The following is a 13,560-nucleotide window of genomic DNA, read 5'->3' as shown; positions in this document are numbered from 1 at the left end:
TAAAAAACCCAAAAGACCCGGATCCTGGAAGTTCCAGGATCCGGGTCTTAAGTTGCTAGCAGCTGTTAGGCCTGTAGCTGCTGGGTATAAGGCGTCACTGCGATCGGCAGTGCAGTCTCACCCATCAGGTCAGCGTCGACCGCTGCTGCGGCTGCGCGACCCTCAGCGATAGCCCAGACAATCAGAGATTGGCCACGGCCACTGTCACCTGCGACATAGACCTTCGGGCGGAAGCCCGGCATCAGCGGCTTAACCGTGGCGCGGTATTCCTCGTCGCGGACCATCCGGCCGCGGTCGTCGAAGGCGACGCCGAGCTCGTGGATGACACCGCTTCTTTCTGCACCGGTAAAGCCCAAAGCGATGAGCACCATGTCGGCATCGAAATCGAAGTCGCTACCTGCGACAGGTACGCGCTTTCCGTTAACTACCTCGACCTCCACGCAGCTGAGGCCAACGACATTGCCATTTTCATCGCCGCGGAACTCAACGGTGTTCGCGGAGAATACCCGACCACCGATCAGGTCGCCCGGCTGCCGGGAGGCCAGACCCAGAGCTTCGATCTCATCGGCGCTTTCATTGCCGGTGACCACGTACTCGCCCTCTTCATGGGCGGTGGCAGTGCGGTAGACCAGCGGGTAGGTCGGCCACGGAGTACTCTCAGCACGCTTTTCCGGAGCTACTGGGCGGATGTCGAACTGGGTGACGCTCGCGGCGCCTTGGCGCAATGCGGTGCCGAAGCAGTCGATGCCGGTATCGCCGCCACCAATGATGACCACTCGCTTGCCCTTGGCCGAGATCTGCACGGAGTCCAGGTCACCCTCGTTGTTGAGGTTCTGCTGGGGCAGGTAATCCATCGCCTGATGGATGCCAGCCAACTCACGGCCAGGAGCGGGCAGCTCACGGGCCTGGGGGGTACCGGTGGCCAGGACGACGGCGTCGAAACGCGCGAGATCCTGAGCAGTAGGTGACACGCCGGTGCGGAAGGTGGTGCCTTCGGCACTCATCTGCTCGAGACGACGCTCGATCCAGCGGTTTTCCATCTTGTAGTCCGGCACGCCATAACGCATCAGACCGCCAATTCTGGCGTCGCGTTCGAAGAGAGTTACTCGGTGCCCGGCGCGAGTCAGCTGCTGAGCAGCGGCCATGCCAGCCGGCCCAGAGCCAATCACGGCAACGGACTGTCCGGTGTCGAAGCTGGGCTTGATCGGGGTGACCCACCCTTCCTCGAAGCCCTTCTCAGCGATAGCCAGCTCGACGTTCTTGATCGCTACGGCGTCATCGTTGATGGCCAGCACGCACGCGCCCTCACAAGGAGCCGGGCACAGACGACCCGTGAATTCTGGGAAGTTGTTGGTGGCGTGAAGGCGGTCGAAGGCCTCTTTCCAGTGGCCTTGGCGAACCAGGTCATTCCACTCAGGAATGATGTTGCCCAGCGGGCAGCCTTCGTGGCAGAAGGGCACGCCACAGTCCATGCAGCGTGCTGCCTGCTCATTAATCTGCCCCTCGGGGGCTGCTTCGTAGACTTCACGCCAGTCCATCAGTCGCAGCGGCACCGGGCGGTGTGCTGGCTCGCGGCGGGAATATTTCAAGAAACCATGCGGATCAGCCATATCAGTTCACTGCCTCCATGATCGCGGTGTTGACGTCGCGGCCCTCTTGGGTCGCTAGGTCGATGATGTTAAGAACCTTGCGGTAGTCGCGCGGCATGACCTTGATCATGTCCTTTGCCTCCCAAGAGGTGGTCGATCCGGTCAACTGGATGTGGTCGTCGATGGCACCTTCGAGGAAGGCGATGTCTTCATCGTCAAGCTCTTCGATGCCAACCAGACCTGGGTTGATTCGCCGTTCTAGGTCACCAACCGGTGCCAGGTAGGCGACGCCACCGGACATGCCTGCGCCGAAGTTATCGCCGACCTCACCGAGGACAACTACTCGGCCGCCGGTCATGTACTCGCAACCGTGGTTGCCGATGCCTTCGACTACTGCGGTAGCGCCGGAGTTACGAACGCAGAAGCGCTCGCCGACCGAACCGGCGATGAAGATCTCACCGCTGGTCGAGCCGAAACCGATGACGTTGCCAGCGATGATGTCGGGTTCTCCGCCATCAAGTTGCTCCGGAGAAGCAGCGTTCGGGCGAACGATGATTCGTCCGCCGGAGAGTCCCTTGCCGACGAAGTCGTTGGCGTCACCGACCAGATCCAGGGTCAGGCCTCGAGGAATGAAGGCGCCGAAAGAGTTGCCGGCCGAACCGGTCAAGGTCACCGAGATGGTGCTGTCTTTCAGTCCTGCGGCACCTGCGGCTCGGGTGATCTTGGAGCCGGTCATGGTGCCCACGGTGCGGTTGATGTTGCGGATCGGGTAGCTCAGGTGGATTGAAGGCGCCGGGGCACCCACCATCCATGCAGGAGCATTCTCACCGGAGGCGGCTACTGCCGCGTCGATGGTCAGCTGAGCATCGCGAATGATCTGCTCATCCAGGATGCCTTCCAACCCATGTTCCTGGGTCTTGGTACACCGCAGGTTCTGGTTACGGAAGAAGGGTGACTCCGGGACCTTAAAGATCGGGGAAAGATCCAGTTCCGCAGCACGCGGGTTGGCCTTGATGAAGGCGACGTCATCACGCTGACGCAGAACCTGCGCCTGACCGACGGCCGCGTCAATGGAGCGGAAGCCTAGCTCAGCGAGGTACTCGCGGATTTCCTGGGCAAGGAAGGTAAAGAAGTTGACCACGTGCTCAGCTTGTCCGGTGTAGCGCTTACGCAGCTCCGGGTTCTGGGTGGCGACACCCACCGGGCAGGTATCCAGGTGGCAGACGCGCATCATGATGCAACCCTCGACCACCAATGGTGCGGTAGCGAAGCCGAATTCCTCGGCGCCCAGCAGCGCGGCAATCATGACGTCACGGCCAGTCTTGAGCTGACCGTCGCACTGAACGCGGATGCGGTCACGCAGACCGTTGAGCAGCAGGGTCTGCTGAGTCTCAGCCAGGCCGAGCTCCCAGGGACCGCCAGCATGCTTGAGCGAGGTCAGCGGGGAGGCGCCAGTGCCACCGTCGTGACCGGAGATGAGCACGACATCGGCGTGTGCCTTGGAGACACCAGCGGCGACGGTACCCACACCGGACTCAGCGACGAGCTTGACGTGGATACGGGCATCCGGGTTGGCGTTTTTCAGGTCGAAGATCAGCTGTGCGAGATCCTCGATCGAGTAAATATCGTGGTGCGGCGGAGGCGAGATCAGGCCGACACCCGGGGTGGTGATGCGCACTTCGGCGATCCACGGGTAGACCTTGTTCGGTGGCAGCTGGCCGCCTTCGCCGGGCTTGGCACCCTGAGCCATCTTGATCTGGATGTCGGTGCAGTTGTTGAGGTAGTTGCTGGTGACACCGAAACGTCCGGAGGCGACCTGCTTGATGGCAGAACGCTTCCAATCGCCGTTGGGCTGGACCTCAAACCGGGCCGGATCCTCGCCACCTTCGCCGGAGTTAGACATGGCGTGAAGGCGGTTCATCGCGATCGCGAGCGTCTCGTGTGCCTCGGCGGAGATGGAGCCGTAGCTCATCGCACCGGTAGAGAATCGCTTGACGATGTCCGCGACGGGCTCGACTTCATCAACGCTGATCGGCTCACGGTCGGAGTCGAACTCAAACATGCCGCGGATGGTGGCCAGTCGCTTGGACTGGTCATCGACAGCCCGGGTGTAGTCCTTGAAGATGGAGTACTGGCCGGTCTGGGTGGCGTGCTGCAGCTTGAAGATGGTCTCGGGGTTGAAAAGGTGGTATTCCCCCTCACGGCGCCACTTGTACTCGCCGCCTAGGTCGAGATCTCGGTGCGCGAGCTCCTCGGGGCGAGGTAGGAAGGCGCTGCGGTGACGTGCTTCCACATCGGCCGCCAGCTCATCTAAGTTGATGCCGCCGACGGGGGAAGGGACCCCGCCGAAGTACTCATCAAGCAATTCCTGGGATAGTCCCGTGACATCAGCCAACTGCGCGCCTCGGTAGGAAGCGACGGTAGCGATGCCCATCTTGGACATGACCTTCAGTACACCGGTGGTCGCAGCAGCGACGTAGTTGGTGGTGGCTTCGTCAAGGGTCAACTCGCCGAGCTGACCTTTCAACCGCAACTCATCAATGGTTTCAAGCGCCATGTAGGGGTTAATCGCATCCGCGCCGAAGCTGGTGAGCATAGCTAGATGATGGACCTCACGGGCATCGCCAGATTCCACGACCAACGAGCAGCGGGTACGGGTGCGCTCGGTGACTAGGTGCTGGTGGACCGCGGAGGTCAGCAGCAAAGAAGGCACCGGGGCGTAGCGTTCATCGGATTCACGGTCCGAGAGCACGATCAATGTTGCGCCCTGGCGGATGGCTTCGGAGACCTCGCGCAACACGCGCTCGATGGCCTCGCGCATGCCAGCACCGTGATGAGCCACCGGGTAGAGACCGGAGATGACTGCAGAACGGAAGTGCTGCCATTGCCCAGAATCATTGGCATGGGTGAGCGTGGCCAGCTGGTGGTTATCAATGACCGGACCGGTCAAGCGAATGCGGCTGGCTGCCTGAGCATCCGGATTAAGCACATCGGATTGTGCACCCAGCAGGGTGTACATGGAGGTGATCGGCTTCTCGCGGATCGAGTCCAACGGCGGGTTGGTTACCTGAGCGAACCGCTGGGCAAAGAAGTCATAGAGCATGCGCGGGCGCTGGGACAGCGCCGCGATGGGAGTATCCGAGCCCATGGAACCGATTGCCTCAGCCCCGGACAGTGCCATCGGACGGACAATTAGGTCGGCGTCTTCTTCAGTAACGCCGAATACGCGCTGACGCAGCACTGCCCGCTCGTGGGGCATGTACTCATAGCGGGTCTGCGGGAGGTTTTCCACGTGCACGAAGTTCTTCGAGATCCAGTCGCCATAGGGCTGAGCGCTGGCGAGCTGTTCCTTGATCTCTTCGTCGGGGACGATTCTTCCAGCGGCGGTATCCACCAGGAACATGCGGCCGGGCTGCACACGGGTGCGCTTGACCACGCGCTCAGGCTCAAGATCGATCACGCCGGCTTCGGAGGCTAGGACGACAAGGCCATCATCGGTGACCCAGAGGCGTCCGGGGCGCAGCCCGTTGCGGTCAAGCACAGCACCGATGAGGGTGCCATCGGTAAAGGCCACTGCGGCCGGGCCGTCCCAGGGCTCCATTAGGCAGGAGTGGTACTCGTAGAAATCCCGCAGCTTCGGATCGATGGTGGGATTATGCTCCCAGGCCTGCGGAATCATCATGGCCATGGCATGCGGCAATGAGTAACCACCCAGGTGGAGTAGCTCCAGTGCTTGGTCGAAGCGAGCGGTATCGGAAGCCTCGGCAGAACAGATCGGCAGCACGCGGTCGAGCGATCCCAACAGATCCGAATCAATCAGTGCCTCACGAGCGCGCATCCAGTTCTCGTTGCCCTTGACGGTGTTGATCTCACCGTTGTGGGCGACAAAGCGATAGGGGTGTGCCAACGGCCAGCTGGGGAAGGTGTTGGTAGAAAAGCGGGAGTGAACTAGGGCCAGAGCGGATTCCATCCGCGGGTTGCCCAAGTCGAGAAAGAACTCCGCTAGCTGCGGAGTGGTGAGCATGCCTTTGTACACGATGGTGCGTGCCGACAGCGAGGGGAAGTAGACCGTCTCTTCGCCGTTTTTGGTGCCTAATTCACGCGCGCAGCGCTTACGGATAAAGAACATGACCCGGTCAAGCTCCAGGCCGGTGGCGCCATTGGCAGACAGGAAGATCTGGGAGAAGTGCGGCATGGAATCTAGTGCCATCTCCCCCAAGCCCTCTGGCTCGATGGGTAGTTCGCGCCAGCCGAGGACGGTCGCGCCCTCTTCGGCGGCAATGGCTTCGATCTCCCGACGAGCGTCAAACATGGCCATGCGACGACGCGGGAGGAAGGCGATACCTGTGGCATAGGCACCGGCTTCCGGCAGGGTCACTCCCTGCTCGGCCATGACCTCCCGGTAGAAACCATCGGGGATCTGGATAAGGATGCCGGTGCCGTCACCGGTGTTCTTCTCTGCACCGGCTGCACCACGGTGATCGATGTTCTCGAGAATCTGCAGACCTTTGTCCACGATCTCTCGAGATGGTTTTCCGTAGAGATTGGCGACGAACCCTACGCCACAGGCGTCGTGCTCGTGAATGGGGTTATAGAGACCCTGTCGATTCATGGATGCCCCTTCGCGGTTAACTGACTGTCAACCTATAGAAACACTCCGAGAGTCAATTCTCCCAGACCAATTACTGTCGGTCCGGGTGAAATACCAGGTCAAGATTCCATAAGGTGACCTAAATCACTTTGTCGATAGCGTTGCTATCGACCTTGAGGTATAAGCATAACTGTCATCGGCCACACAGTCGCGGTGGGCGCGCACCCAAACCCAGATAAATAGCGGATACATCACTATCGATACGGCGAGGTAGTTAGCAATCAGCATCCAGGTCTGCGGCCACATCAAGTTCCACGCGAAATGTAGGAGGAAGGCCACGGCCAACCAGCCACCGGCAACTTGCACTCGCCACCAGGTGCTGCGCTGCGCGCTGAAGATCGCCAAGCCCAGCCCCCAGCCGGCCAAGGCCGAGAGCACAATATGCAAACCCGGCCCCGCAAGTAGGCGCACTGCCCATAACCACAATGTGCCATTGATATCGGAATTAGGATCAAGCACCGCGCCGATGGCCCCATAGAGCACATTCTCAATAGCTTCAAAGCCCAATCCCACCAGCGCGCCAGTGATCAATCCATGCCACGGGCGATTAAGCGCGCGAAAAGAAAAGAGAATAACGCCCACGCCCAAGGCCTTACCGATCTCTTCTGGATAGGCACCACCGAACGAAGCTTCTGTCAGCTCCAGCCCCCATTTCTCGGTCAACGCAAGAATCGCAGGTCCAGAGAGCATCACCAATAAAAAGCTCACCCCAGCGCCCCACACCAAACAGGCTGCCACCCACAGCCATCCCGCACCACTGGGATCCGGCCACATCGGCGACCGCCGCAGCAGCCAGATCACCAGCACGAGATAAAGTGCCGCAAACACCAGGCCAATAGCGGTACCAGCAGGAGAAACAAAGAAATTACTCAGGCTGAAAAACAACAAGATAGGCAACCCGAGCACGCTGAGCCAGGCTAAGGTTCGACGGAATAAACGGCTCATGCGGACACTCCCCACGGCAGCGCGGTCGAATAGTCCAAGTCAGCAATAGCCTCCATCACTAGGCCCGGTAAACCCTCACCATCGGTATAAGAACGCCACACTAAATCTGCCAATGGAGCTACTTGCGCACCTGGTCCGGTGACAACGGTGACCATGGTTTGTCCTTCCTGTTGCCCTTGCCCCTCAAGGGAGATGCCGACGGTGTTAACGGGGGCGTCGACAAGCAAACGCGATTGATCCTCTCGGAGGATCGCCGTGCTTTCAGCTGGCACCGATGTATTCAACGCCCGCATCATCCGCCGCAAGGTGCGATCAGGATCGGTACCGCCCTCAGCGATTATTGTTTGCACATATACGTCTCCGCAGTACCAGCCGGAACCGCCGATCGAGTCAGCAGAAGGGGTACACGAGAGCCCAAGCGGGATCTCCCAGCTATAGCCGGGTGTGCCCAAAATAACCTCCTCGGTCTGATAGCGAGTAGGCACCGCCATATTGAGGATGACTGGCAACGTCAGGATTATTGCAGTGGCGCCAAACAGGCCCCACCACCAAGGCCGAGTCGCAGAGGGCTGAAGCCGGTAGGTTGACATGCGCACCAGACTATCTGGAACCACCTCACCTACAGTTGTGGTCATGAACGATCTCTACGCCTACGTCAACGGCCCTTGGTTGGCCGACCATGTCATTCCCGACGACCGCGGGGTCGACGGCACCTTCCACCGGCTACGCGATGACGCCGAAGAAGACGTCCGCGCCATCGTCGAGCACGACACCGGCCGAGCAGGCACCCTGTTTTCCTCGTTCATGGATCTGCCCGGAGTCAATGATGCCGGCATGGCACCCTTGGATGCTGATTTGGACCTGCTCAGTGCAGCAAATGCAGAAAAGTTCGCCGCCCAGCTAGGACAGCTAGAACGTCTGGGAGTGACCTCCCCAGTGACCTTCTGGGTGGAAAAATCCGCTGACTCCGAAGAATCCGTGGCCTACCTCGTTCAATCCGGCCTGGGACTGCCCGATGAGGCCTATTACCGCGAGCCCGCTCACGCCGAGATCGTTTCCGCCTACCGCGAACACATCGCCGAGATGCTGGGTTTCCTGGACCCGGCGCGCCTATTTGGTATCTCCCCTAAGGCCGCTGCCGATCGAATCCTGGCATTAGAGACCGAGCTGGCCTCCGCTCACTGGGATGTCGTCTCCACTCGCGATGCAGTGAAGGTGCATAACCCCACGGAGTGGTCTGCACTCCCATCGGTCATCCGCACGCTGCTGGCTGGCGCTGGCCTTCCGCCGGCCACCGTCATCTCGATGATGCCCAGCTACGTGGATCATTTGGCTTCTTTGCTTACCGACGACCGGTTGGCTGACTGGCAGCTCTGGGGCACCTGGCACATTCTGCGCTCGCGGGCCAGCGTTCTACCGGAAGAAGTAGGAACGAAAAACTTCGAGTTCTATGGCACGCTGCTGTCCGGCGCAACCGAGCAACGTGATCGGTGGAAGCGTGGCGTCGGACTCACCGAGTCTCTCGTTGGCCAGGAAATCGGCCGGATCTTTGTCGAACGTCACTTCCCTGTCTCTTCCAAGCAAGAGATGCTCACTTTGGTCGATTACTTGGTGGCCGCCTACCGTGAGCGCATCACCGACCTGTCGTGGATGACTTTGCCTACTAGGGAAGCTGCGCTAGAAAAGCTCAGCCAGTTCAAAGCCAAGATCGGTTACCCGGATACCTGGCGTTCTTATGAGGGCCTGGACTTTTCTGCTTCCGGGGCGCAGCTGCTGGACAATGTCCGCGCTGCCGCGATCTTCCTGCAGGACTATGAGCTAGCCAAGATCGGCAAGCCCGCCGACCGCGATGAGTGGTTTTCTACTCCGCAAACTGTCAACGCTTTCTATAACCCGGTGGTCAATGACATCACCTTCCCGGCAGCTATCCTGCGTGCCCCCTTCTATTCCCCCGAGGCTGAGGCAGCCGAGAACTTTGGTGCCATCGGCGCGGTCATCGGCCATGAGATCGGCCACGGCTTTGATGATCAAGGCTCCCAATTCGATGGTCACGGCAACCTGAAGTCGTGGTGGACCGACGACGACCGCGAGGCATTCACCGCGTTGACTGCACGGCTGGTGGAACAGTTCACCGGATTGGTACCGAGCGTTCTCACTGAGGCGGGCATCTCTTCTGCGGGTGTCAACGGCGAGTTCACCTTGGGTGAGAACATCGGCGACCTTGGCGGGCTGGGAATCGCAGTGGTGGCCTATCGCAACTATCTGGCCGACCAAGGCTTGGATTTCGAGTCTTCTCCGCGACTGCCGTTCGCTGCCGAAGGCGCAGATCCAGAATTAGCCGAGCGTGAGTTCACTGGCCTGCAGCGACTGTTTTTGTCTTGGGCAAGAGTGTGGCGCACCGCCATCCGCGCGGAGCAGTCACAGCAGTACCTGGCGATCGACCCGCACTCCCCAGCCGAGTTCCGCTGCAATGTCATCGCCGCCAATATCGACGAGTTCTATCAGGCCTTCCCCGAGGTCACCGAGGAATCTTCAATGTGGACTGCCCCAGAAAAGCGAGTCACCATCTGGTAGCAGCTCAGTCTTCCAGGCTGAGTTCTGCCACCACGCGCTGCTTTTCCGGCATTGACGGCAACCAGCCGATCAAATTGTGCCGGATGGGATCAGCTTCGGAGTCACTGCTGTGTAGGCGATGGAGCGAGTGCGGAAGATAGAGCTGGAAGGATTTACGCTGGCCATCGACGACCACCGTGCCAATGGCACGCTGACGAGTGGCCTCTTTCAGCTCAACCTCGGTGACACTCACCTGGCTATGGTCACCGGAACCACGGATCACCAGAGCAGCCGGAACACCGTCGGAGCGGGTAGCAGCATCGTCTCCTTCCAGGATGACGCGAATAAACGCAGCTACCGCCACCGGATCTCCCAGCGCATTAGATACCCAGCGTCGCCCCAAAACGCTGTGTTCCATCTCCGATAGTGTGTGCTCGGAATGCAGTTCAGCGGCGCGGTAGGTCAGCGGCAGTTGCACGGGGCGGCCGTCAATATCCGATCCGACAAGTACCTCAATGCCCACCTTCCCTGCGGGATCTGCCAGGCGATAGCTGCCCAGCAGCGTGACCACTCCGCCGGAGCTGGCAGCGATCCATTCCTTCGTCGGATTCAGCTCTGCATCGTAGATTTGGACGATTCCACTCATGATGACTCCCCTGATGCGCAGTGGCTAGTTCTATCTCCAGAATAGTCACTCGGCACCGACACGGTGAGAGCGATGCGTCACTAGGCTAGGTGCCATGACCGACACCGATAAGAGCACCCAGCAGCAGCAAGAAGATCGTTTCCGCGCTGATTTCCAGGTCGGTGGCATCGATCGCGAGATGTCACCTGAGCAGCAGCTCGAGCAGCTCTACTCTTACCTCGAGGCCCATTACGATCTCCCCGATTTCACTCCGCCGTGGAAGGGTGGCGCAGGTGATCCTGCCCCGGCCGATAATTACATTGCCCGGTTACCTGACCGGATCACTCATACCGCGATGCTCATGCTCGGCGCTGGCTTAGATCACTCGATGCCGGGGGTGGTCTGGGCCGAAGGAGTTGAGGTTTCTGACGTCCCGGAGGTCGGCGGTCAGCTTTTTGTCCCTTCCGAGCCGAGTGGCCGCTGGGCGATCAGTCTGCATTCCGGAGGGTGGTGGCGCGGTTCTGACACCGCGCTCGAGATCGCCTGGCGGCCAGAGGTTGCCGCCGCAGCGCAGCGCTCCGGAACAACCATTCTGGACCTGGATCATCCCCTGGCCCCTGAGCACACTGTCCCGGAGATCAGCACCGCGGTGGCCAAGGCCGTCGGTTATGCCCAGCACCATAACGCCAGCTCCATCACCGGCTGGGGTTATTCCTCTGGTGCCGCGTTGGCTGCGCTTAATGCTTCGCTTTTCGACGCCCTCGTGCTCACTTTCCCCGATCTCGGATCGGTCGCAGGGCTTCCGGACAGCATCCGCGGCAACAGCGAAGTCCCGCCAGTGTCCACGTGGCCACGTTCCTTGGTTCAGATTGCTCTGCAGGATGAGATCGCCGCCCGCCCTGTCGGGATTGACCAGGCGCCACAGGTCACCGTCAGCGAATATGTCTCTCGGCACCGCGTGGCTACCCCGGAGGTCTCCCGCACCAAGATCGCCGATGTGGCGGAGTTCTTAGCCACGGTGTGACCTTAATCCGACTCCGCCGCTGAAGTGGCTTCCTGCCTCAACTGACGGCCGCGGGCTTCAATCTGACGCCACGTGGCTTTTTTACGCAGGGCTCCGGTAGTACCGCGCAGTGGAAGATGGATCTGGCTCTCCGCTGCAGTTCCTTCCTTGAGCTGCCGGGTCCGTTCCATCTCCGCATTGACGGTGACGCCCAACAACAGGGAGATATTGGCGCCCCAGAGGGTAAACATCAACGCCAAAAGAGTACCGATAGCGCCATAAGAACTCAGCGCAGTAAAAAACAATAGGTACAGGTAAAAGCCCGTGACCACCAATGCCACCCCGGCCAATGCCACTAGGGAGCCTGGGCTAAACCACCGAAACTTCGGCAGCCGGACATTCGGTGTGTAGTAGTAGAGCACCGCGATCAAGGCAATGGCTAGACCTAAGATCACTGGCCATTGGATCCATCCCCAGACCGGCAAAAATACCTTGAGCAGGTAGTTGAGCGTGTCAGTCAGACCCAGAGGATCAGCAACGGGAGCAAACACCGCAGAGACTACCGATTCGTTCATCGCCACCGATGCTGCGAGCAGCACTAGCCCCACCACTAGCACCACCGTGGTCACGAGCATGGTCCCCCAGGTCCAGATCAGGCCACGACCCTCCGGCTGCCCGTAGATACTATTGGCACAACGAGAAAAGGCTCGGACATAGGCTGAGGCCGACCATAGGGCGGTCAGTGCACCGGCGATCAAACCCACCACGCCACCAGCGGCCGAGCCGATAACGGCGGTGACGATATCTGTGACCAGTCCCTGAAACTCATCTGGGATATAGGTGGTGATGAACTCATCCACCAAGGAGCTGACCAATTCGGCGTTATTAGCTAAAAAAAGCGTGGCGATTGAATAAACCGCCAACAGCGTCGGGGCAAAAGATAACACCGTGTAATAGGTGAGCATGGCGGCCTTATCCAGCCCACTATTGGACCAAAACCCCTGAACCGTGCGGCGGAGCGTATAGATCCAACCGGACAGCCCCAGCCTGGGGCGCCCGGTCTTTATCTTCGCAGAGCCGCTCACTCGTCCTATTCTTACAGGAAAGTACCCTAAATTCAGATCGTAGCGGCGTCAATGACGAAGCGATAACGCACATCCGAGGCCACGGTGCGGTCATAAGCGACGTTAATGTCCTCCGCCGAGATGAGCTCAATTTCGGCCAGCACCCCGTGTTCGGCACAGAAATCAAGCATCTCTTGGGTCTCGCGAATGCCGCCAACCATCGAGGCAGATAGCGAGCGACGAAACTGTGCCAACCTGCGGGTGCTGGTCTGCAGTGGCGCGCCGGGCAGGCCGAGCTGGACCAACGAGCCGTCGAAACGCAGCAGCCCCAAATAGTCCTCGGTCTCTAGGTCCACGGACACGGTGTTGAGGATGAGATCGAAATAATTGCGGTAGTTCTCCGGCAGTCCTTCAGCCGTGGAGACATGGTCATGAGCGCCGAAAGCTAGGGCGTCCTCGCGCTTGCTGGTCGAATGAGAAAATACCGTGACTTCAGCACCCATCGCGGCCGCAATTTTGACCCCGACGTGGCCTAAACCGCCCATGCCGATGATCGCTACTCGACGGCCGGGGCCAGTCCCCCAGCGCTTGAGCGGAGAATAGGTGGTGATACCCGCGCACAACAACGGAGCCGCCGCCGCTGGGTCGAGCGCCTCTGGAACGCGCACAATGAAAGACTCCCGCACGACGATCTCTCGCGCATAACCGCCCTGGGTGTATTCATCATCAGCGTAGGAATCAATACCGCCATAGGTGGGAATCGGTCCGTTTTCACAATAAGAAATCTCTTCCTGCTGGCAGGCATGGCAGGAGCCACAAGAGTTGATGAAACAGCCCACCCCGACACGATCGCCCAACTGATAATCGACGACGTCCGCACCAACCGCGGTGACCCGTCCGACGATCTCGTGACCGGGAACCAACGGATACTGCCGCGCCCCCCAATCTCCGCGCATCGTATGAATATCCGAGTGACAAATGCCGGAGAACTCAATGCTGATGCGCACATCATCCTCGCGGAGAGCTCTCCGGGGAATGATTACTGGTTCTAGCGGCTGGTTAATTCCTAGGGAGCCCCAAGCTTGAGTGGTGGTGATGTCTAATTCGTTCATGAGGGTGAGGGTAGTCCT

The 13,560-nt window shown here is 59.8% G+C and carries 9 protein-coding genes; 2 read left to right on the top strand and 7 right to left on the bottom strand.

All coding sequences use genetic code 11. The features are described 5' to 3' along the window. Positions 1-65 precede the first annotated feature (65 nt). The 4 genes from C5L39_RS10140 to C5L39_RS10125 form a co-directional block, all read right to left on the bottom strand. Positions 66-1,610, bottom strand: a complete 1,545-nt coding sequence (locus C5L39_RS10140; protein WP_123048788.1) for a glutamate synthase subunit beta — start codon at positions 1,608-1,610, stop codon at positions 66-68. Between the two features lies 1 nt (position 1,611). Next, positions 1,612-6,201: a glutamate synthase large subunit gene (gene gltB, locus C5L39_RS10135; protein WP_123048787.1), complete on the bottom strand. Its 4,590-nt coding sequence runs from the start codon at positions 6,199-6,201 to the stop codon at positions 1,612-1,614. Between the two features lie 123 nt (positions 6,202-6,324). Next, on the bottom strand, positions 6,325-7,185 hold the full coding sequence (locus C5L39_RS10130; RefSeq protein ID WP_123048786.1) for a PrsW family intramembrane metalloprotease: 861 nt from the start codon (positions 7,183-7,185) through the stop codon (positions 6,325-6,327). Then, the gene (locus tag C5L39_RS10125; RefSeq protein ID WP_123048785.1) at positions 7,182-7,820 is read right to left on the bottom strand and encodes a hypothetical protein; all 639 of its coding nucleotides are present in this window, start codon (positions 7,818-7,820) and stop codon (positions 7,182-7,184) included. Before C5L39_RS10125 ends, C5L39_RS10130 begins: the two co-directional genes overlap by 4 nt. On the opposite strand from C5L39_RS10125, the gene C5L39_RS10120 reads away from it, so the two are divergent. Next, a complete protein-coding gene (locus C5L39_RS10120) occupies positions 7,819-9,759 on the top strand; it encodes a M13 family metallopeptidase (RefSeq protein WP_123048784.1) in 1,941 nt (646 codons plus the stop codon). The genes C5L39_RS10125 and C5L39_RS10120 overlap by 2 nt on opposite strands. Before the next feature lie 4 nt (positions 9,760-9,763). Here the strand turns inward: C5L39_RS10120 and C5L39_RS10115 are convergent, their stop codons facing one another. Continuing rightward, positions 9,764-10,384 carry a CG0192 family protein gene (locus C5L39_RS10115; protein ID WP_123048783.1) on the bottom strand — a complete coding sequence of 207 codons (621 nt, stop codon included), beginning with the start codon at positions 10,382-10,384 and terminating at the stop codon, positions 9,764-9,766. A gap of 94 nt (positions 10,385-10,478) precedes the next feature. Here C5L39_RS10115 and C5L39_RS10110 point away from each other — a divergent pair, with 94 nt between their 5' ends. Then, positions 10,479-11,387, top strand: coding sequence for an alpha/beta hydrolase fold domain-containing protein (locus C5L39_RS10110; RefSeq protein ID WP_123048782.1), 909 nt, complete (start codon positions 10,479-10,481; stop codon positions 11,385-11,387). 2 nt (positions 11,388-11,389) lie between these two features. On the opposite strand, the gene C5L39_RS10105 is transcribed toward C5L39_RS10110, so the two are convergent. Both C5L39_RS10105 and C5L39_RS10100 read right to left on the bottom strand, forming a co-directional pair. Continuing rightward, positions 11,390-12,451: a YihY/virulence factor BrkB family protein gene (locus C5L39_RS10105; RefSeq protein WP_126268757.1), complete on the bottom strand. Its 1,062-nt coding sequence runs from the start codon at positions 12,449-12,451 to the stop codon at positions 11,390-11,392. A gap of 32 nt (positions 12,452-12,483) precedes the next feature. After that, positions 12,484-13,542 carry an NAD(P)-dependent alcohol dehydrogenase gene (locus tag C5L39_RS10100; RefSeq protein ID WP_123048780.1) on the bottom strand — a complete coding sequence of 353 codons (1,059 nt, stop codon included), beginning with the start codon at positions 13,540-13,542 and terminating at the stop codon, positions 12,484-12,486. Between the last annotated feature and the right edge of the window lie 18 nt (positions 13,543-13,560).

The organism is Corynebacterium alimapuense, assembly GCF_003716585.1.
GTDB lineage: Bacteria > Actinomycetota > Actinomycetes > Mycobacteriales > Mycobacteriaceae > Corynebacterium > Corynebacterium alimapuense.
This window is presented reverse-complemented; position numbering and strand designations above follow the sequence as displayed.